The 18,612-nt window shown below is 34.7% G+C and carries 21 protein-coding genes and 1 tRNA gene; 10 read left to right on the top strand and 12 right to left on the bottom strand.

Features of this window, described 5'->3' with window-relative positions; all coding sequences use genetic code 11:
* The first annotated feature begins 205 nt into the window (after nucleotides 1-205).
* Nucleotides 206-454 carry a helix-turn-helix transcriptional regulator gene (locus tag MKX67_RS08570; RefSeq protein ID WP_306469957.1) on the top strand — a complete coding sequence of 83 codons (249 nt, stop codon included), beginning with the start codon at nucleotides 206-208 and terminating at the stop codon, nucleotides 452-454.
* Nucleotides 455-458: 4 nt separating this feature from the next.
* On the opposite strand, the gene MKX67_RS08565 is transcribed toward MKX67_RS08570, so the two are convergent.
* The 7 genes from MKX67_RS08565 to MKX67_RS08535 form a co-directional block, all read right to left on the bottom strand.
* Nucleotides 459-1,061 carry a response regulator transcription factor gene (locus MKX67_RS08565; RefSeq protein ID WP_095369755.1) on the bottom strand — a complete coding sequence of 201 codons (603 nt, stop codon included), beginning with the start codon at nucleotides 1,059-1,061 and terminating at the stop codon, nucleotides 459-461.
* Between the two features lie 5 nt (nucleotides 1,062-1,066).
* Nucleotides 1,067-2,182, bottom strand: coding sequence for a sensor histidine kinase (locus MKX67_RS08560; RefSeq protein ID WP_342489133.1), 1,116 nt, complete (start codon nucleotides 2,180-2,182; stop codon nucleotides 1,067-1,069).
* A gap of 5 nt (nucleotides 2,183-2,187) precedes the next feature.
* The gene (locus MKX67_RS08555) at nucleotides 2,188-2,922 is read right to left on the bottom strand and encodes an ABC transporter permease (RefSeq protein WP_095369757.1); all 735 of its coding nucleotides are present in this window, start codon (nucleotides 2,920-2,922) and stop codon (nucleotides 2,188-2,190) included.
* On the bottom strand, nucleotides 2,919-3,818 hold the full coding sequence (locus tag MKX67_RS08550) for an ABC transporter ATP-binding protein (RefSeq protein WP_095369758.1): 900 nt from the start codon (nucleotides 3,816-3,818) through the stop codon (nucleotides 2,919-2,921). The genes MKX67_RS08555 and MKX67_RS08550 overlap by 4 nt, the downstream gene beginning before the upstream one ends.
* A 147-nt stretch (nucleotides 3,819-3,965) precedes the next feature.
* Entirely contained in the window at nucleotides 3,966-4,685 is a 720-nt protein-coding gene (locus MKX67_RS08545) for an exonuclease domain-containing protein (protein WP_095369759.1), read from the bottom strand.
* Nucleotides 4,685-5,665: a DUF294 nucleotidyltransferase-like domain-containing protein gene (locus MKX67_RS08540; protein ID WP_322909184.1), complete on the bottom strand. Its 981-nt coding sequence runs from the start codon at nucleotides 5,663-5,665 to the stop codon at nucleotides 4,685-4,687. The genes MKX67_RS08545 and MKX67_RS08540 overlap by 1 nt, the downstream gene beginning before the upstream one ends.
* A gap of 53 nt (nucleotides 5,666-5,718) precedes the next feature.
* Complete coding sequence (locus MKX67_RS08535; protein ID WP_322909183.1) at nucleotides 5,719-6,996, bottom strand: ammonium transporter; 1,278 nt, start codon at nucleotides 6,994-6,996, stop codon at nucleotides 5,719-5,721.
* Between the two features lie 251 nt (nucleotides 6,997-7,247).
* Between MKX67_RS08535 and MKX67_RS08530 the strand changes: the two genes are divergently transcribed.
* Nucleotides 7,248-7,436, top strand: a complete 189-nt coding sequence (locus MKX67_RS08530; RefSeq protein WP_095369762.1) for an alpha/beta-type small acid-soluble spore protein — start codon at nucleotides 7,248-7,250, stop codon at nucleotides 7,434-7,436.
* A 384-nt stretch (nucleotides 7,437-7,820) separates the two neighbouring features.
* On the opposite strand, the gene MKX67_RS08525 is transcribed toward MKX67_RS08530, so the two are convergent.
* The gene (locus MKX67_RS08525) at nucleotides 7,821-8,393 is read right to left on the bottom strand and encodes a hypothetical protein (protein ID WP_095369763.1); all 573 of its coding nucleotides are present in this window, start codon (nucleotides 8,391-8,393) and stop codon (nucleotides 7,821-7,823) included.
* 145 nt (nucleotides 8,394-8,538) lie between these two features.
* Between MKX67_RS08525 and MKX67_RS08520 the strand changes: the two genes are divergently transcribed.
* A complete protein-coding gene (locus tag MKX67_RS08520; RefSeq protein WP_157733742.1) occupies nucleotides 8,539-8,691 on the top strand; it encodes a hypothetical protein in 153 nt (50 codons plus the stop codon).
* Nucleotides 8,692-9,013: 322 nt separating this feature from the next.
* On the opposite strand, the gene MKX67_RS08515 is transcribed toward MKX67_RS08520, so the two are convergent.
* Nucleotides 9,014-9,205 (bottom strand): hypothetical protein, encoded by a 192-nt coding sequence (locus MKX67_RS08515; RefSeq protein WP_095369764.1) that lies wholly within the window; start codon nucleotides 9,203-9,205, stop codon nucleotides 9,014-9,016.
* 184 nt (nucleotides 9,206-9,389) lie between these two features.
* Between MKX67_RS08515 and MKX67_RS08510 the strand changes: the two genes are divergently transcribed.
* Nucleotides 9,390-9,713, top strand: coding sequence for a DUF378 domain-containing protein (locus MKX67_RS08510; protein ID WP_095369765.1), 324 nt, complete (start codon nucleotides 9,390-9,392; stop codon nucleotides 9,711-9,713).
* Between the two features lie 871 nt (nucleotides 9,714-10,584).
* Nucleotides 10,585-11,097 (top strand): DUF3231 family protein, encoded by a 513-nt coding sequence (locus tag MKX67_RS08505; protein WP_095373485.1) that lies wholly within the window; start codon nucleotides 10,585-10,587, stop codon nucleotides 11,095-11,097.
* Nucleotides 11,098-11,659: 562 nt separating this feature from the next.
* Here the strand turns inward: MKX67_RS08505 and MKX67_RS08500 are convergent.
* Complete coding sequence (locus MKX67_RS08500; protein WP_322909182.1) at nucleotides 11,660-12,229, bottom strand: Ltp family lipoprotein; 570 nt, start codon at nucleotides 12,227-12,229, stop codon at nucleotides 11,660-11,662.
* A 705-nt stretch (nucleotides 12,230-12,934) separates the two neighbouring features.
* Nucleotides 12,935-13,007, bottom strand: a tRNA-Val gene (locus MKX67_RS08495).
* A 265-nt stretch (nucleotides 13,008-13,272) separates the two neighbouring features.
* Here MKX67_RS08495 and MKX67_RS08490 point away from each other — a divergent pair.
* The 4 genes from MKX67_RS08490 (at nucleotide 13,273) to MKX67_RS08475 (ending at nucleotide 15,914) form a co-directional block, all read left to right on the top strand.
* Nucleotides 13,273-13,995 carry an esterase family protein gene (locus tag MKX67_RS08490; protein WP_095369767.1) on the top strand — a complete coding sequence of 241 codons (723 nt, stop codon included), beginning with the start codon at nucleotides 13,273-13,275 and terminating at the stop codon, nucleotides 13,993-13,995.
* 142 nt (nucleotides 13,996-14,137) lie between these two features.
* Nucleotides 14,138-14,647 carry a YjcG family protein gene (locus tag MKX67_RS08485; protein WP_095369768.1) on the top strand — a complete coding sequence of 170 codons (510 nt, stop codon included), beginning with the start codon at nucleotides 14,138-14,140 and terminating at the stop codon, nucleotides 14,645-14,647.
* Between the two features lie 6 nt (nucleotides 14,648-14,653).
* On the top strand, nucleotides 14,654-15,076 hold the full coding sequence (locus MKX67_RS08480; protein ID WP_322909181.1) for a GNAT family N-acetyltransferase: 423 nt from the start codon (nucleotides 14,654-14,656) through the stop codon (nucleotides 15,074-15,076).
* A 160-nt stretch (nucleotides 15,077-15,236) separates the two neighbouring features.
* Entirely contained in the window at nucleotides 15,237-15,914 is a 678-nt protein-coding gene (locus MKX67_RS08475) for a DUF421 domain-containing protein (RefSeq protein ID WP_095369769.1), read from the top strand.
* Nucleotides 15,915-15,918: 4 nt separating this feature from the next.
* Here MKX67_RS08475 and MKX67_RS08470 read toward each other — a convergent pair whose 3' ends face one another.
* Nucleotides 15,919-16,161, bottom strand: coding sequence for a hypothetical protein (locus MKX67_RS08470; protein ID WP_342489132.1), 243 nt, complete (start codon nucleotides 16,159-16,161; stop codon nucleotides 15,919-15,921).
* Between the two features lie 130 nt (nucleotides 16,162-16,291).
* On the opposite strand from MKX67_RS08470, the gene MKX67_RS08465 reads away from it, so the two are divergent.
* A complete protein-coding gene (locus MKX67_RS08465; protein ID WP_341055154.1) occupies nucleotides 16,292-18,583 on the top strand; it encodes an ATP-dependent helicase in 2,292 nt (763 codons plus the stop codon).
* Nucleotides 18,584-18,612 lie beyond the last annotated feature (29 nt).

The raw sequence follows: 18,612 nt of genomic DNA, 5'->3' as shown, positions 1-18,612 counted from the left end.
GAATCCCAGTCTCTTTTTATTATTATGGGCAATCAATTAAAATGAAGATAACTGTAGTCTACTATATACTTACAATGAGAAAACAACTCATTCACTAACAGGTAAAATGTTATTTGTCAACAATATACTTTGACAAACAACGTAAAAAAGTGCTAATTTTATAGAGAGCGTGATTTTAAATTTGCAATTATAGTAGGTGATGGATTTGAGTAAAAATATGAATAAAGATATGATTAAATTTATTAGAAAAAGTTATAATATGACACAACGAGACTTCGCTCGAATTGTGAGCTGCAGCTTCTCGCTCATCGCACTTGTTGAAGTGGGAAAAAGACGAGTCACATCGGATTTAGAAAATAAAGTCAAGGTAGCATTTGACTTAGATGATCAACAATTACAATCAATTTCTACATTAATAACTGAATTTAGTAAGGGCGTTCCACCTTTTATGTAAGCCACTATATCCAACCTTTCTCCTTTGCTTTAGTTATTGCTTCAATCCTATTCTTTGCCTCTAACTTATTAATGATTTCTGACATATAATTGCGCACCGTCCCAGCAGACAAAAAAAGGTGCGCCGAAACCTCCTTTGAAGTTAAACCCGACGCAATAAGCTTCAACACTTCCTTTTCCCTGGAAGTGAGTGGGTTATCTTGTCTCAATTGATTAAATACCAGTTCCGGAGAAAACATTCTCTGACCATTCATCACACGCCTAATGGCTTCAGCTAGTTCTTCACTCGGTCCATCTTTTAATAAGTATCCGTGAACTCCTGCTCCTATTGCCCTTTCAAAATAACCTGTTCTAGCAAACGTTGTTAAGATAATAACTTTACATAATGACTTTGCTTCAAATATTTCCTCTGCTAAATCTAATCCACCTTTTATAGGCATTTCAATATCTAATAAACATACATCTGGTGCCAATTGATGAATTAATTCTGTTGCTTCTTTTCCATTACTCGCTTGCGCTATGACTTCTATATCTTCCTCATAGTTTAATAATGTGCTTAACGCTCCTCTTAACATCTGCTGATCTTCAGCTATTAAAACTCTTATCATATCATTTAAGTACCTCCGAACTTTCTTTCTACAATTGGAATGAATACATTGACAGATAACCCTGTTTCATAATGGAAAAAGTTCAAGCTACCTTCAACTAACTCTAGACGTTCAGACATGCCTTTTAAACCATTCCCTAATTTCGTGTCTCGATTAAATCCTATTCCATTGTCTGAAATAGTTACCTCTATCCCTAAATTATTTTGCGATAATCCAATTACACAATGAGTCGCCCGAGAATGCTTAACGATATTTGTAATTCCTTCTTTTATACACATACTGATCATATTTTGCATCATTGATGTCATATTTTCACATCTATTCAGCCCTGTTACCTCCAGCGTAATATTGGCTGAATTTAATATCCCTTTGCAATCACTAATCGTTTCAGCAATTGTTAAAACTCGCATGTCTGCCACTAACTCTCTTACTTGTTTTAAGGCAATCCGTGAAGTCCGCTCGATTTCATTTACCTCTTTGGTGACAATTTGGGGATCAGCTTGATGCTTAGTCATTTTCGCTACTAGTTGAGATTTTAATGTTATATAAGATAGTGTATGACCGAGTGTATCATGTAAATCTCGAGCTATTCTCATTCTCTCTTCTCTTTTAATTAATACTTCAATCTGTTCGTTTGCTTCATTTAATTTTTCTTCTAACTCCATTTTCGTCGACATGGAGTGAATACCAAAAGGAGATATAATCATAACAACAACCATTACGAAGAGATAAGTGGATTCGCTCAACATTTCATATTGTAAAATAACAGGTAAAATCGAAGAGAATACAAATAAAATCATACTAATTGTAAACATCTTAGAATTACGCAGCCACCCGATGAAATTTGCACAATAGAACCCGAGCAATACTAATGAAGGTTGATAAAAATAGGTAAAAATAATAATAATGATCAATTGTAGTATTAACCAACCCATATAAGAGGACATTGGTGGATCAAAGAAAAGTTTCCTATAAGATAGAAAAAAAAGGAATAAAAGCATCCATCCAATCACTGCCTTTACCCCTGTTTCATTTATTAAAACAATAATCGGAAACATTAAATAGACCAAAAAAACATATGGGAGAAAACCATATTTGACAGGAAATAACTTATAACCCAAAAAGCTTACACCACCACTTCTTGCTTTCTTCTAATATAAATACTTAATACTACAAATAGAAGGAAATATCCTGCTAATACAGCAATATTCAGCAAAGAAGGGTTGCCACCTTCTGTAATCTCCCATACACCCGCTCCATAATGATAGGAAGGAATCGCTTTAGCAATTGACTTAAAAATTGATGGCAACACTTCAATTGGCATAAATAACCCCCCCATGAAAGCTAAGACCATATAAAAGAAATTACTGATTCCAGCAGCTGTCTCCACCTTGTTCATTGCACCAATAATTGTTCCAATAGCGAGAAAAGGTAAAGCGCCAATTAATATCCATAGCGCGCTTGTCAGCCATTGCCAAACGCTCAAATTAACCCCATTTATCACCGCACCAACAACAAAAATAATGGTTACAGAACAAATGTGAATCATCGTTTGCCCAACCATTTTTGCTGAGAAATAAACACTTGAACTAAGCGGGGTTGTTCTCATTAAAGTGGACCAACCATGAGCCTTTTCTTCTACTAATCGAATGCCCAACGTCAAAATACTCGTCCCCATCACACTAAAACAAGTAACGGACATTAAGAACCGACTGTTCCAACTGTCTCCCATTCCAGTATTAAATATATTTGTAAAAACAAAATAAAAAACGATAGGCATAAATAAAGACCAAAAAACAAAATAAGGATTTCTAAATATCCTTAATACCTCTACTTTTGTCTGCATCAACCATCCTCTCATTCACTGATCCCCCTTTCTACTGTTAATAATTCAAACGCATCTTCAAGTCTTGCCCGATGTAAATGAATGTCTCGCATAACGACCTTTTTTTCAAACAACTCCCCCAAAAGCGCATCAGTGGAAGAAGTTGTTAACACAATCCGTTGATCAGTTATTTTCGCACTTATGACATGAGAAAATGTTTGTAGCAAGCTGATATCAACCTGATCTGATTTAAACGAGATAGCTCCATCAGACAAATGACTTTTTAATTGTAAAGGTGAACCATCAGCAATCACCTTTCCTTGATTAAATAACATAATTCTCTTGGCAACATCATCAGCTTCTTGTAAGTAATGAGTGGTAAAAATAACCGTTTTACCTTCATCATTTAAATATTGTATCGCTTGCCAAAATTTTTTTCTTACTGTACTATCCATGCCAACAGTTGGCTCATCTAAAAAAACGATTTGTGGATTACTTATAATGGCTAATGCAAAATTCAACCTTCTTTTTTGACCACCCGAGAGTTTATACGCCTTTTTCTTAAGCAGCTCTATAGGGATACCTGTAATTTCCAACACTTCTTCTAAACGTAAAGGGTTTTCATAATAACTACTAAACATGAGTAATACTTCTTTCACAGACAATGCATCAATGACACTGACCTCTTGGAGCATCACACCAATTCTTTCTTTCACCGCTCGCTCATGAGGTTTCTTATTTAAAATCAGTATATTTCCTGAGGTTGGTTTAACTAACCCTAATAACATCAGCAAGGTGGTTGATTTACCAGCCCCATTCTTCCCTAGTACAGCTAATAACTCCCCTTTTTCAACTTCAAAAGACACATCGTTAACTGCCCATAAATCCTTATACCTTTTAGTCAAATGTTTCGTAGCAATGATTGTTTCCATTAACACCATCTCCTTACTAAAATTATATGAGATGGCTTACTTGTCCGTTTAGTGTGTGATGTCACCCCCTTCACATGACAAATGTCACTACTTGAAATTCTTTTAATAAAAAAAACCACAGTTCAATCATCTGTGGCATTACTTCAATTAAGGTAATTTAGCTAACTTTTCATAAACATCTTGCATTGTAAAGCAGCCCTTTTCTTTGACTTTTTCAACATAACATACCCAAAGTTTAGCTGTTAACATGGCATCACCTAAAGCATGATGGCGATGTTTGACTTCAATCTGATTTTTTTCACATAATGTCTCTAGCCTAACAGAGTGTTCCACTGTATCAATGATACGATATAAAAAGGAGGTATCAAATACGCGATGTTTAAATGATGTTCGATAAAGCTGCCAAAACGCATGCTGAAAGAAGCGCTTTTCATGGTTTGAATGATGAGCAATGAAAGGTAAGCTCTCCGTATATTTCAAAAATTCCATTAACACATCTGCTAAAGGTGGCGCATTTTTTAACTCCTCTTCCTTCAATCCCGTTAAATGCTTTATTGATGAAGCTAAATCTTTTTCATATTGTATTAAAGAGTAAAAGTAATTGTCATGATCAATTCTTCCATTTAGGATTTTGACAGCTCCAATTGATAGTATCTGATCACCATTATCTGGACTAAACCCCGTTGTTTCTATATCGACAACTACAGCACTCATTTGATTTAATGACGTTTGTATCAATCGATCTTGATTTAAATCTTTTTGAAGCTGTCTCATGAAAGCCATTGATTTAGAGTCTTGCGTCTGGAGCCCACCGAACCTAGTTTGATTTAACTTTCGGACAAATTGAAAAAAGGGTTCAAAAGCCATTATTTCACTTCCTGCTCAATTACATCTTCTACATATTGATGAAGTCTTCTGCCATTTTTCAAAATCACCTTTATCTTACTTTTTTCTTCCCTATTCATGTTTCTCACATTTAAATAATGGCCATCTTCGTAGGTTGACATAGGGGTAAGTAGTGAATGGCGTAATTTTAGTAACTGTTGGAAATCATGATGATACGGTAATAATGCGTGTTTATATGGCTTTTTACACATTAATCTTTCTAACCGTGACAATGTCGAGCTTTCAACTATTCCCTCCTTTATAGAAAGTAATCGAATGCCATTAACGAAAGGTAAGAATGCTGCGTACTTTATATTGATTTCCCCTTTATGTGATCCATGATTTTCCGTTAATATTTGCCCCAACGGCCCAATAGAGGTTTTTATATGCTGTATATTATCCAATAATCTCTTTAAGTTATAAGGATTTTTTTGAACTGCCTCATGCACACTTCTCTTTAAATGATTAATATATTCGCTTTCTCCCACTAACACTCTTGCATCAAAGAATATTTGCAGATGCCTCATTGTTGCCCAAGATTTTTCATCTAGCCATGACTGTAGTTGCTCAAACCACTCAGGTTGTGACTTACACCAAAGGGGATTACTACTCATAATTTTACCGTCACAGTATGGGTAACCAACAATATTGAGCCCCTCGGCTAATTCTTTGCCTAACTGATGAAAATATCTTTGCAAGGTGGCGTCTTTTTCTTCATAGATGATCCCATGATCTTGATCACTTATATAACCTTGTTCTTCTCTTCCACCGCTACCTGTTATAAACCAAGCAAACTCGCTCGGTGGTTTTTCCCCTAATCTTTTTACAGCATAATGAAACGTAGCTCTCATTACTTCATCATGAAAATTGTTTAATTGCACTTGATTAAACTTTTTCTTAGTTAATTCATAATCCCGCCAATCTCTAATCGCTTCATATGTCTCAAAATCATCCGTCGGCAAAAACAACACTTCCTTACAGAGGGTAAAAGCCTCCCACTATAGGAGGCTTCACCTTATGATGTTAATTTCGTTTGTTTCTCACTTGACATAAACTCTTCTGGATAACCATAGCTACCATGTTCACTCATGTCTAAGCCCATCACTTCTTCTTCTTCACTAACACGGAGACCATTCATCATTTTCTTCATTACGAAGAGAATGACAAATGAAGCAACAAAGGCAAAAAGTCCTGATGTTACAACTCCTAACGCTTGAACGCCTAATTGGCCAAATCCGCCACCATAGAATAATCCTGCTTGACCAGTTACCTGCTCTGCTAATTCTGGTGTTGCAAAGAATCCTGTAGATAAAGTACCCCATACTCCAGCTGCACCATGAACAGATAATGCGAAGATTGGATCATCAATTTTCATTTTATCAAAGAACTTTACACTAAAGAATACTAAAAGTCCGGCAACTAAACCTATAACAACAGCAGCCCAAGGTTCAACGAAAGCACACGATGCCGTAATGGCAACTAAACCTGCAAGTGCACCATTTAATGTTGTAACAATATCAGATTTACCAAGAACGATCCAAGAGATAGCTAATGCTGCAACCGCACCCATCGCTGCAGCTAAATTTGTGTTTAGTGCAACAAATCCGAAAAATGCACCATCAACTGATGTTGTACTACCTGCATTAAATCCAAACCATCCTACCCAAAGAATAAGCACAGCTAATGAAGTATAGACTTGGTTATGTCCTGCAATATTGTTACTAGAACCATCTTTATTGAACTTCCCGATACGAGGCTTTAATAAAATAGTTGCAGCTAAGGCAGCCATTGCACCTGTTAAATGGACAACTGTTGAGCCTGCGAAATCTTGCTTCTCATGTCCCGCTAACCAGCCTCCACCCCATATCCAATGTGCAACAACCGGATAAATAACAGCAGAGAATAAAATAGTAAAAACAACATAGACTGGGAACTTTGCTCTTTCAGCAAAACCACCTAAGGCGATACAAACAGCAATAGCAGCAAAGGCACTTTGGAATACAAAGAAAACCGTATCAGATAAACCTGAATCTCCACTTTCAGCTCCTGAATAGAAGAAGTCCGTCATGCCAACAAAGAAATTCGCGTTTCCTCCAAATATAAATCCATAACCTACAGCCCAGAAAACAAGGAAAGTTAATCCCACTGTAAAAATAGTTTTCCCGGTAATATGACCTGCATTTTTCATTCGTGTAGATCCTGCTTCAAGTAATATAAATCCACCAATCATAAAAATAACTAAAATTGCAGCAATCATTGTCCACACACTGTTCAGATAAAATATTTCATCCATATCTTTTCTCCCCCATTTCCCGCGTCATATAACTTAACTAATAGATGTTAGATTATATGACATCTATTAAGTTATTCTTATTTTATCGCAAAATTCTCATAAGTCAATGCTCAATTTTATATTTTTTAGAAAATTTACTCATTTTTTTACCTGTTAGTTTTTACCCATATGAATGATAGCCCTTACATTAGGAAACCTTATAAAAGAGCAATGTTTCACTTGCTCAAAATGACGAAGGAGTGATTTGTTCAATGAGCAGAAATAAATTAGTCGTTCCCGAATCAGGTCAAGTATTAAATCAAATGAAAGAAGAAATCGCTCAAGAATTTGGTGTACAACTTGGCGCAGAAACCACTGCACGTGCTAACGGATCAGTCGGAGGGGAAATGACTAAACGACTGGTTGCTTTAGGTGAACAACAGCTCCGTAATCAAAAATAACCATTAAGTAAAAAGCAATGCCCTAGGGAGGCAAAGAAAAGGTCTCCCACGGATCTTAAAGCGAGGAAGTGAATCGATTTAATTCACTCCCTCGCTATTTTTAATTTGTTTGTATGTACTCACCATTACCACGCAAATGATAAATGAAAAAATTAATAATTATATACTTCTCGTTCGGCTTCTTTACTGCATTCCACTTCTCATGCACACTCCTTATTTGTTCAGCTTTTTTTATATTTCCTTGTTAAACGATATTAAGTGAGAGGTATATCAAAGCGAAAAAGATCTTTATCGTAAAAGCCATGACGATAAAGACCTTTCTATTGTCAATTACCTAGAGGGGAGCAATAATTAGCACTCCAACTGCATTAGAACATCTCTTTTTCAATTATTGGCAAACGCATTTTCTTTTAACCTAAGAAAAAATATAGTGAACCAATATGAAGTAAAACATATCCCTAGGTCAATCAAAAATATATAGAACTGATTCATACTTCCATAAAAGCTTACGAAGCCTACCTTCTCTTCAATCGTTGCAAAACCAAATGCAATAATAGCACTCACAATAATTGTATATAAATAAAAGTTTCTTTGTCTATTTGTACAATATTGATAAACAAATAAAAAAACAACCGGAAGTAAAGAGGTCGTCATATTTGTTGCACTAGGTAATGAAGGAATGAGAAAATAATTATGAATAAACAAACCTTTCCGCAATAACATTGTATCGATAAAGGTCCATAACATATTCACTGTATATCCGTAGAAAAACACCTCAAATATCCGCTTTCGATCAATAAAAAAATAGACGAACACTAAAGGAGCAATAAAGAGAAAGAGTACCATCCAAAATTGCCAATGTGTATAGTCAGAATATGACTTCCAATAATCAGATAGCAATTGTTGAAATTGTTTACTATCTATATGTAATGCTGTTAGATATTCCTCCTTACTCATAACTTTACCTCCTTCACAATTAACCTCTTTCTCAATATGTTTCAAGAGATAGTTTTTTATTCACCTTTCATCGCTTTATCGACATACATAATTTACAAATAAAAGCTAAAAATACCTAATAATAACGGAAGGAGTGGCAAATAAGATGATGAAAATAATCAATGCAAAGCTAAAAACCTTGCTCGGTTTCTTTATTGGCAGTCTGGCGGTATCTATTATTTTTAATATTATTCAAATCAGCTTAATTTCTGAGGTCAAAGGAAAGTTAAGTACGGTTATGGATGAGCAATCAAATTAAAAGTACAATAGGTGAGTCCTCATAAAGCTAGAAGACTCACCAAAAAGCTATTCATGATTATTCCTTTAACTTCTTTTTATAATCGAGTGCTCTCTACTGTCGACATTAACCTCGAACTATTTGCCAAAGTTGTCTTTATTCCTTTAATAAATACAGTAATTCTAAGTAAAATGCACTTCTGTATTTGTTTTGTCTCTCACAATACTTATAATTAAGTTCAACTATGCTATTTAACTTTCTGACACACCCCAAGGATTTGTAAATATTTTTACTAATACTAATGAAAAAAGAGGCTGCCCTTGTGGGACACCCTCTAATTATTTTAATGGAAACCTTGATCGTCTTGATTTCGTATTTGTTGTAAATAATTCTCCGTATAAATACGTTGTGAATCTGGGACATTTTTTTCATTCTCTTCAGGATCAAATTTTGTTAAACCTTTCTTCTTCGCTACCCAGTCAATCACGAGTCCAAATCCTAGAAGGGAAAGAATCAAGATAAGAAACCACCACATTCTTTTATCACCTCTTTATTAGGATATCCTAAAAAAGAACAATTGCTATAATTATTTTTTGATTATTCTAATAATACCATAATTAGTAAAAAATATCAAATAGACACAAATGTCTTCGTGTATAAAAAAATCCTGTTATCAAAAAATATAGATGTAATAAAAATTAGAATAAGGAGATCATACAATGAAAACATTACAACGCATCGCTTTAGCGCTTGTTATTATTGGCGCGATTAACTGGGGACTTATTGGATTATTCCAATTTGATTTAGTTGCAACGATTTTCGGAGGCCAAGATGCCATCCTCTCTCGCATTGTCTATACATTAGTCGGAATTAGCGGCCTCATTTGCCTATCTCTTCTCTTTGCACCAATGACAGAAGAAGAAGACAGAGACGTCGATAATCGTGTTATTGATGGAAGACAAGTGAGTTACTCTACAGAATTCGCTGAGGAAAATGATTTATCTGATATAAAAGAAGAAGATAGAGAAAATCGAGATCAATAAATAAAAAAGTCCGGACATATATGTTCGGGCTGTATTTATGGCGTTAACTTCTATCCTACTGGTACTACTAAAAGTAGTATCCTTAAACAAACTGTGAATACAAACTCTTTCTACCCTACTCTAAATACCAAGAAGCCTTGTTTAGCGAGGCTTCCTTTATTATGTTTTTAAGTTTTTCCAATAGACCTACCTACATTCATAATTCGTCTTTATGTTTTTGGCTTAGTTCGTACCTCCATCTTCCAAAACATCAGAATAACTTTTCTCAACACAACATGGCACCTACTACTTAATCTGAATTTCACCACACTTAATCATACTGAACCGAGGAATTCTTCAAAGAAGGTGAGCTAGACAAGGGAATCTTTAAATTCAAATTTACCTTTTTGTAATATCATAATTTATTTACCCACTTTTTCTTAATATGACGAAATTGTCACACTAATACATATTTTGTAATGTATTTCGATTGTGTGGAATTCCTCCACAATTTAAGCTTTTGATGAAACCTATTTTGAAAGGGGAATATTTTTTATGGAACAGCTCACCTTTATAATTGCTATTGTAGCTTTCGTCATTTCGCTTATAGTTTTCATTTCAGGTATTTTTAAAAATAATTTAAAAGGATATCTCCAATCTAAAACCGCCAAAACCGCTTTTCTATTTTTTATCATTTATATCGTGAGCTTTGTTACTTATATTCTTATATCCAATTAAGCAGAGCTTAAAGAAACGCCTCGTTTTAAAACGGGCCTTTATTAACTATTTTCACTCATGAATAATTTATATATTGCATACACAAACTATCTATCGTGGCCAATCCTTACATAAGGAGAAAATCATGAAACTTAATAAGATAGGGAGTGCAATTATGGGAATTTTAAGCGGAAATCCAAAAGATGAACCACTACATTATGGTGAAGTTTATGGACTATTCACTAACCTTTTTACAAACAATGGAACGATATCTGGTTATGAGACACTTATGAACCATGCTGGCGATGATGACTTAAAAAAGCTAATAGAAGAAGCTATTAAAGGGTTACGTGCTGAGAACCAACAATTAGAAGAGCTTTTAAAAAGTAATGGAATCGGGTTACCACCTGCACCACCTGCCCGCCCTAATGCAGATTTAAATGATATTCCTGTTGGTGCAAGATCCACTGACCCAGAGATCAGTGCTGCAATCTCTGCTGATACTGCAGCTGGATTAGTTGCATGTAGTCAAGCAATTGGTCAATCAATCAGAGAAGATGTCGCAATGATGTATGGTCAGTTCCATATGAATAAAGCTCAGTTTGGTGCCAAAATGTTAAAGTTAAATAAGGAAAAAGGTTGGTTAATCCCGCCTCCTTTGCACATGAGTAAAGGAACAGAATCATAATTTATAGGCGCCTCGAAATGAGGTGCTTTTTTACTAATTTACACCCCACTCACTTTTCGCATTTTCTTCGCAGTAAGACTTGTTTACACTCGCTATTTAACGTGGCTGATTTACCTCATTTCACTTCCTTTAAGAGTCTATAGGGGTCTTTTCTCATATCCCAGGATTAACATGACATTTTCATATGAAAATTTGCAAGAAAATGATTTTATCAAGTAATATTTTAAATACTTGTTACGGGAATTCCTGAAAATAGAACTGTAAAATGCAGTTATCCCCCCCTTCAGAACTTGGTTACGAGTTATTCAAGAGTTCTGAACTAATGAAAACATAGCAGTGAATGATATGGGAAAACCACTTGAATTTATTATAGAAAATATTGGTGAAATGGAAGCTGACATTAAAGGAATAATGAAAAGTATGTAAGCTTCACCGCACCAGTTTCAATTACCTGTTCAACCAATTGATCTAACCAAGTAGTTTCAAAATATATTACAACATATGACAACAACGAAAGGTAAATATTCAGATAAAAAAAGAGAAGCTTTCGCTTCCCTGGTTCTTATAATCCTATTTGATCAACTGCATAAGTTGCATGTTCCTGGCTAAACCCTTCATAAACTAACTGGTCAATCAACCCACTTCTAGAGAATGAAGTAAAGTCAAGATAGTTCTTACCTGCCTGAACAGCCTGTTCTTTCCAGTCAACTTCAATGTGATCTACCGCATATGTTGCTTCTTCATTACTGTAACCTTCATATTCTAACTGTTCAATTAAACCAGTTCTAGAAAAGGCTGTATAGTCTAGGTAATTCACAGCAGTTTGAATTGCGTTCTGTTGTGAAAGAGATAGTTCAGGTTCTTTTTCTTCCTTCACTTCTTCTTTAGGTTCTTCCTTTGGTTCTTCTTTTTCTTCAGTAGTTTCTTCAGCCATTTCTTCTGCATCTTCTTCTTTTACTTTTTCAGTTTCTTTATCTGTCTCTTCAGTTGCTACCTCTTCAGTGCTTGCAGGTTCAGCCTTTTCAGTAGGTTGTGTAGTTTCATCATCCCCACCTGAAAAGATAGCACCAATAATACCTAGTACAAAAATTGCAATAAATCCCATGCAACCAATCTTAAAAAACTTCTTCATATTCAGTTTTCTCCCTTAAATACTAAAATTGTAAACTTACTAGTATAATAGTACCGCAACATTTTCAGTATTTCAATAGTCTACTTAAGTAATACAAAGTTGGTAAATGGTGGTTTCAGTTGAAAAATTTATTGCGTATAATTTCAACTCGCAGACCTCTAGGACATTGTACCCTACCCCACAATCTAAAAAGCTTTATCCTTATGTTTTAGCCTTCTATAATAGTTCAACATTTGTTTAATTTGACTATCAGTAAAGGCATCAATCTTTATATCTTCTGTGCCTTTCTTTATTTTTTAGCAGGATTATCAGTAATGACTTCACATTCAATCATATAATATAAGAAAGCACGGACACGTTGTAATTTGGAGTTTATAGTAGTTGCATTGTTATCTTGTTTTAGAAAAGGATAAACTGTTTGACTGTGTTTACTGTTATATCTTCAACATTTAAAACATTGCGATCTAAACAAAAGTCCTCAAATTGTTTAATCATAATACGGTAACTTTCTAGATTTTTAGGAGTTACATTTTAAAAAAAGCCTATCATCAAGAAAATCCTGAACAGCAAACTTTAAAAGCATAAAAAAAGACCACCTCACAAAATATGCGAAGTGGTCTTTCAGGATTGTAGCATTTCCAGCTACGACCATAGTACATTATACAGTTTACTAACAGCGTTAAACTCTTGATACAACTCAATTAATGATTCCGACTGGGTTCGAACCAGCGACCTCTACCCTGTCAAGGTAGCGCTCTCCCAGCTGAGCTACGGAATCGTTTATGTATATATTTAAGACATTTATAAATATACTATTTTAGCGTATATCTGTCAATTGATTTCACTGGTATTTGCTTAATTTCATGAAGTTTTATAATTATAGAGCTCTTTACATATAATAGAAGTGGAAAATAAACATACATACTTAATTGAGTGAATCTTTCTTCATTAAGGAAATGAAGACTTACTATATGAAGTTTCATCCACTGTGTGATAATATAACCCCATATAGGATTATTATTTTAACAAAGGAGTTCTACTTTATGAATACAGCAAAAGGGACAATCACGGACTTTACTTTTAAAAGTGAGGTACTAGGGGAAGATTTAGAAATACTTGTATACTTACCGGGCAATTATTCACCGCTATATAAATATAATATTTTAATTGCTCAAGATGGCAAAGACTATTTTCAATTAGGACGAATCGGCAGAACAGCGGATGAGTTGCTTGATGCAAAAGAAATGGAAAATACAATTATCATTGGTATTCCTTATAAAAATGTACAAGACCGCCGTCGTAAATATCATCCAGATGGTGAACAAAATGCTGCTTATATCAGATTCTTGGCTCACGAGCTTGTACCTTACCTTGACGAAAAATATCCAACGTACCAAATGGGAATGGGGCGAGCATTGATCGGCGACTCCTTAGGGGCGACTGTATCTCTTTTAACTGCTCTACAATACCCTAATACTTTTGGGACAGTCATTTTACAATCGCCATTAGCGAATGAAAAAGTAATGGAAGAAGTCAAATCCTTTAAAGATACACATCTGTTAAATATATATCATGTGATTGGTACGGGTGAGACAACAGTCAAAACAACTGACGGTAAGGAAGAAGATTTCCTTACACCCAATCGGGAACTTTCACAATTAATAAAGGATAAAGGCTTCCCTTATTTTTATGATGAATTTGATGGCGATCATACATGGACATATTGGCAACCAGATTTAAAACGTGCTCTCAAGCAAATGCTTTAATGAAACAGCAGTTTGGCTACTTCTTAGTCAAACTGTCTTTTTCTTCTATATACATTCGTTAGTATATGATGATTTTTGAAAATTTGTTATAATAGTAAAATAAGACAAGTTCTTTAAAATATTTTATTTTGGAGGTAGAACTATGAAATATGGAATCGTTATTTTTCCGTCAAAAAAAATTCAAGACTTGGCGAACTCTTATCGGAAAAGATATGACCCTCACTACGCATTGATTCCTCCACATGTAACATTAAAATCATTTGAAGCTACAGAAGAAGAAGTAAAACAAACAACTGATGCTTTGAATGCAATTGCAAAAGTTCAACAACCTTTTCACATGAACGTTAAAAAGGTGAGTTCATTTCAACCTGTTAATAACGTTATTTACTTAAAGATTAACCCAACAGATGAACTCGAACGACTACATGAAAAAATCAATGAACAAACAGTTGGAGAAAAATCAGAATATGCTTTTGTCCCTCATATTACAATTGGACAAAAACTTTCCGATGATGAACATTCTGATGTTTATGGTTCACTGAAAATGCTTGATGTAGAACACGAAGAAACGGTTGATCGATTCCACTTATTATATCAATTAGAAAACGGATCTTGGAGTGTACATGAAACATTCCGCCTCGGAAAGGGTTAAAACAACATGAACGTTAAAATAGTAGAAAACGAACAAGAGCTACAAGAAGCTTATCAAGTAAGAAAAGAAGTATTTGTAGACGAACAAAAAGTTCCATTAGAAGAAGAAATCGATCAATTTGAAGACGAAGCTACACACTTTGTACTTTATAAAGATAATGAACCTAGTGGTGCTGGGCGTTTCAGAATTGTAGATGGCTATGGTAAAGTAGAACGCATTTGTGTAAAAGAAAATGCAAGAAAAACAGGAGCCGGCAAAGAAATAATGCATGCGATCGAATCTTTTGCTATAGAAAAAGGTGTACCTGCTTTAAAACTTCACGCACAAACACATGCGATTCCCTTTTATGAACGAATAGGGTACGAAGTCATCTCTGAAGAATTTCTTGATGCAGGAATACCTCACCGAACAATGAAGAAACAAATTTAAATGCAAAAAAAGAGGTGCATTCCGCATCTCTTTTTTGTCTTCATTAACAATGTAGAAGCTTGAATTTAATAAAAATCCGATCGTCTTTTTAATCATAAAAAATGGGGAAGAGCACACAATAACAAGGTCACAGTAAATTTGTTTAAGAGGTGTGTTTCCCATGCATGAATATATACATATTACTTTCGTTCTCGTTGTTGGATTTATTGCCCTTTTCATTATGACCAAGATTCTTGGAAAGTCGCAAATATCCCAAATCACTCCTTTTGACTTTATTTCTGCCATCGTATTAGGAGAACTAGTAGGAAATGCACTTTATGATGAGAATACAGGGATAAGTCAAATGCTTTTCTCTGTTCTTCTTTGGACCATTTTGATTCTTACTACAGAAAAAATCACACAGAAGTTCAGAAGAACAAGAAAATTATTAGAAGGCGGTCCTTCCATTGTGATTCGTAAAGGAAAAATTGAATATGGGCAATTGAAAAAGAATCATTTGGACCTCAACCAGCTGCAAGAATTACTGAGGGCAAAAGATATTTTCTCTTTAAGACAATGCGAATATGCATTCTTAGAGACAAATGGTACAATTACCGCCTTGAAAAAGCCTGAATATACAACGCCAACCATTGAGGACTTGCAATTAAAATATCCGAAGATTAAGGTGCCAATTAATATCATTTTAGATGGTGAGATTGTTCATGAAAACCTAAACATTCTCGGTTGGGATGTCAAATTTCTAGATGAAAAATTAAAAAAGAAAGGTTATGAGAATGTGAAGGAAATTCTATATGCTGACTGGGAAAAAGAAGACGGGTTACATATCCAGACCTATTGAAATATTATGCGTAATAATCAACGCATTTTCCTTTTATTCCCTGTTTACCATTTGTTTCTCTATCTTTTAGCGAAGAGGATAAATGGTTTTTTCTATTGTCCTTATATAAATGATTGGTTTCTGTTTGACCACGGGATGGATCTACCCTTTCAATATTTCTATAAGTCATTGAGCGATTTCGATTCATAAACATTCGCTCTACATATTGTTGGTATGCCGTTTGAACGGTTGAGATTGGATAAATCATTACACTGCCCCCTTTACTTTACTACTAACCCTTTTCAATTGATAACAAACATATTTATTCTTTTTTAGCGCTAAAATCTTTGTTATGATTAATTTTATGCAGTAAATTTTTTAAGTTATGAGGCTAAATGATGAAAAGTGCACGATTAATGCAAGAACTGATTCAATTACATACACTGAAACGATCAGACTATCCATTTATACATGAAGAAGGAAAACGAGGGAACCTTTATTGTACCCATTGTGGTGAAAACGTTTTATTTTATTTAGGTATTCAGGATGAACCAAAATTTTATCATAACAATGAAAAAGAGTGCGCTTATGTGGACGAAGTCATTCCGAAAGCAACAGAGAAAACGAAAGAAAAAGAAGTCAATGGCTTTCGTTTACCTCAAGGTCGATCAATTCTCGAAGAAGTGGAAAAGCCTTTTAAAACCCCTGTACGTATTAAAAATATTCCACCATTTGCAGAAAATACAGCTTCTCAAGCTAGTCCTACAGAGGGGTATCTTCGTTCACTTGAAGAGCACGGGATTTCTTTTGATCATGATCAAAAAAGAGCTGTTACGTATTGTCATGGTCCGTTACTTGTTCTCGCAGGAGCAGGAAGTGGAAAAACACGCGTTTTAACAGGGAAAACGGCTTATTTATTCAATGAATATCAAGTTGATCCCCGTTCTGTTCTACTCGTTACATTTACAGCTAAGGCAGCTAACGAAATGAAACAACGGATAAAAACTTATCCATACGTTACAGCAAAGCATATTAATCAAATGGTTTGCGGAACTTTCCATAGCATTTTCTATCGTATTCTTTCTTTTCATGATCATAATAATCAAAAATGGGACCACCGTTACCTTTTAAAGAACTGGCAGAAGGAACAAATGATCAAACAATCAGCAAGGGCCCTACATATTGATGAAAAGGATTTCCCTTTTGATATGGCCTTACAGTTAATTAGCTTTTGGAAAAACTCGCTGCAATCCCCTACGGATGTAAGGGCGAATGATTCATGGGAGGAAAAGGTACTACAAATGTATCAAGCCTATGAAGAAGAGAAACAGCGATTGAATACCTTTGATTTTGATGATATGCTCAGTAGCTGTTATGAGCTATTTAAAAAAAATCCGCAAATTTTAGCACAGTATCAAAAGCGATTTAAATATATCTTAATTGATGAATTCCAAGATGTAAATAAAGTTCAATTTGAATTACTTAGAATGCTAGTACCTGAAAGTGAGCATATTTGTGCAGTAGGTGATGATGATCAATCTATATATGCTTTTAGAGGTAGTGATCCATCGTATTTAACCGAGTTTGAACAGATGTTTGATGACAGTTTTCAAATTACATTACAACAAAATTATCGCTCTAGTCACGAAATCACTGCATTTGCGAGTCAAGTTATCAAAAAAAACAAAAGAAGAAAAGCAAAAAACATGGTCGCACAATTTAAAAACGAAGCATACCCTACACTCTTCTACCCTTACGATGAAGAAGAAGAAGCTTTAATGATTTTGACAGATATTCAAGAGAGAATAAGACAAGGGCACCAACCTAATGATTTTGCCATCCTTTATCGAACGCATTCAACAAGTCGTGCACTATTTGAACGATTTACCAGGTCTAATATTCCATTTAAAATAGAACAAGATGCCGAATCATTTTATGATCGCTTTATTATCCGGACACTGCTTAGTTTTTTAAGACTTGCGATTAATGAGGAAGATGCGCAGGCTCTTAAGGATATCTTACCGGCTCTTTTTTTAACACAATCACACTTGCAAGATATGAAAGCGAATAGTATCTTACATGATTGCAGCTTACTTGAATGTTTATCTATGGTACAGAGCAAATATGCGTTTCAACAAAGCAAAGCAAAGAAAACGGTAACTACGATTAAAGCAATTAAACAACTATCACCTTTATTAGCACTTGAAAAAATCGAAAAAGAGCTACAAATACAAGATTTCATTAAGAAGCGTGGTAATGAAGGAAACAAAATGGATAAAGGTTCAGAGGATTTAAGAGAACTAAAATTAATTGCTAAGAAGTTTACTACTTTACTTGAGTTCATTGAGTATGCGGATCATATGCGTGCAAAAATCAAAGAAATGAAGCAAATAAGTAAAACGATTGAGAACGCTGTAACCTTTAGTACTATTCATAAAGCCAAAGGGTTAGAGTATCCCTTTGTCTATATTTTAAGTGTAGTCGATGGCAGCCTTCCCCACGATTATGCCCTTGAAGAATATCGTACAGGAACAGAGCAGAGTTTAGAAGAAGAACGAAGACTATTATATGTAGCAATGACTAGAGCCAAGGAACAGTTACATTTATCACTTTTGCAACATAGAAAAGGAAAAAAAGCCTATCCATCACGCTTTCTTCCCCATATCAAAAATAAAATATATAGTAAATAAAAAACCTGCGTGTGTATCATCTCACGCAG

Origin of the sequence: Cytobacillus sp. FSL W7-1323 (assembly GCF_038595015.1) — a bacterium.
Lineage (GTDB): Bacteria > Bacillota > Bacilli > Bacillales > Cytobacillaceae > Cytobacillus > Cytobacillus kochii.
This window is presented reverse-complemented; position numbering and strand designations above follow the sequence as displayed.

What these genes read in the sequence shown, in the direction of transcription:
- MKX67_RS08525 (WP_095369763.1), bottom strand. Translation starts at nt 8,393, where the DNA reads ATGAGTAAGGAGGAATATCTAACAGCATTACATATAGATAGTAAACAA.
- MKX67_RS08555 (WP_095369757.1), bottom strand. Translation starts at nt 2,922, where the DNA reads ATGAGAGGATGGTTGATGCAGACAAAAGTAGAGGTATTAAGGATATTT.
- MKX67_RS08505 (WP_095373485.1), top strand. Translation starts at nt 10,585, where the DNA reads ATGGGAATTTTAAGCGGAAATCCAAAAGATGAACCACTACATTATGGT.
- MKX67_RS08545 (WP_095369759.1), bottom strand. Translation starts at nt 4,685, where the DNA reads ATGGCTTTTGAACCCTTTTTTCAATTTGTCCGAAAGTTAAATCAAACT.
- MKX67_RS08530 (WP_095369762.1), top strand. Translation starts at nt 7,248, where the DNA reads ATGAGCAGAAATAAATTAGTCGTTCCCGAATCAGGTCAAGTATTAAAT.
- MKX67_RS08515 (WP_095369764.1), bottom strand. Translation starts at nt 9,205, where the DNA reads ATGTGGTGGTTTCTTATCTTGATTCTTTCCCTTCTAGGATTTGGACTC.
- MKX67_RS08475 (WP_095369769.1), top strand. Translation starts at nt 15,237, where the DNA reads ATGCATGAATATATACATATTACTTTCGTTCTCGTTGTTGGATTTATT.
- MKX67_RS08485 (WP_095369768.1), top strand. Translation starts at nt 14,138, where the DNA reads ATGAAATATGGAATCGTTATTTTTCCGTCAAAAAAAATTCAAGACTTG.
- MKX67_RS08510 (WP_095369765.1), top strand. Translation starts at nt 9,390, where the DNA reads ATGAAAACATTACAACGCATCGCTTTAGCGCTTGTTATTATTGGCGCG.
- MKX67_RS08535 (WP_322909183.1), bottom strand. Translation starts at nt 6,996, where the DNA reads ATGGATGAAATATTTTATCTGAACAGTGTGTGGACAATGATTGCTGCA.
- MKX67_RS08480 (WP_322909181.1), top strand. Translation starts at nt 14,654, where the DNA reads ATGAACGTTAAAATAGTAGAAAACGAACAAGAGCTACAAGAAGCTTAT.
- MKX67_RS08520 (WP_157733742.1), top strand. Translation starts at nt 8,539, where the DNA reads ATGATGAAAATAATCAATGCAAAGCTAAAAACCTTGCTCGGTTTCTTT.
- MKX67_RS08465 (WP_341055154.1), top strand. Translation starts at nt 16,292, where the DNA reads ATGAAAAGTGCACGATTAATGCAAGAACTGATTCAATTACATACACTG.
- MKX67_RS08500 (WP_322909182.1), bottom strand. Translation starts at nt 12,229, where the DNA reads ATGAAGAAGTTTTTTAAGATTGGTTGCATGGGATTTATTGCAATTTTT.
- MKX67_RS08550 (WP_095369758.1), bottom strand. Translation starts at nt 3,818, where the DNA reads ATGGAAACAATCATTGCTACGAAACATTTGACTAAAAGGTATAAGGAT.
- MKX67_RS08470 (WP_342489132.1), bottom strand. Translation starts at nt 16,161, where the DNA reads ATGATTTATCCAATCTCAACCGTTCAAACGGCATACCAACAATATGTA.
- MKX67_RS08565 (WP_095369755.1), bottom strand. Translation starts at nt 1,061, where the DNA reads ATGATAAGAGTTTTAATAGCTGAAGATCAGCAGATGTTAAGAGGAGCG.
- MKX67_RS08490 (WP_095369767.1), top strand. Translation starts at nt 13,273, where the DNA reads ATGAATACAGCAAAAGGGACAATCACGGACTTTACTTTTAAAAGTGAG.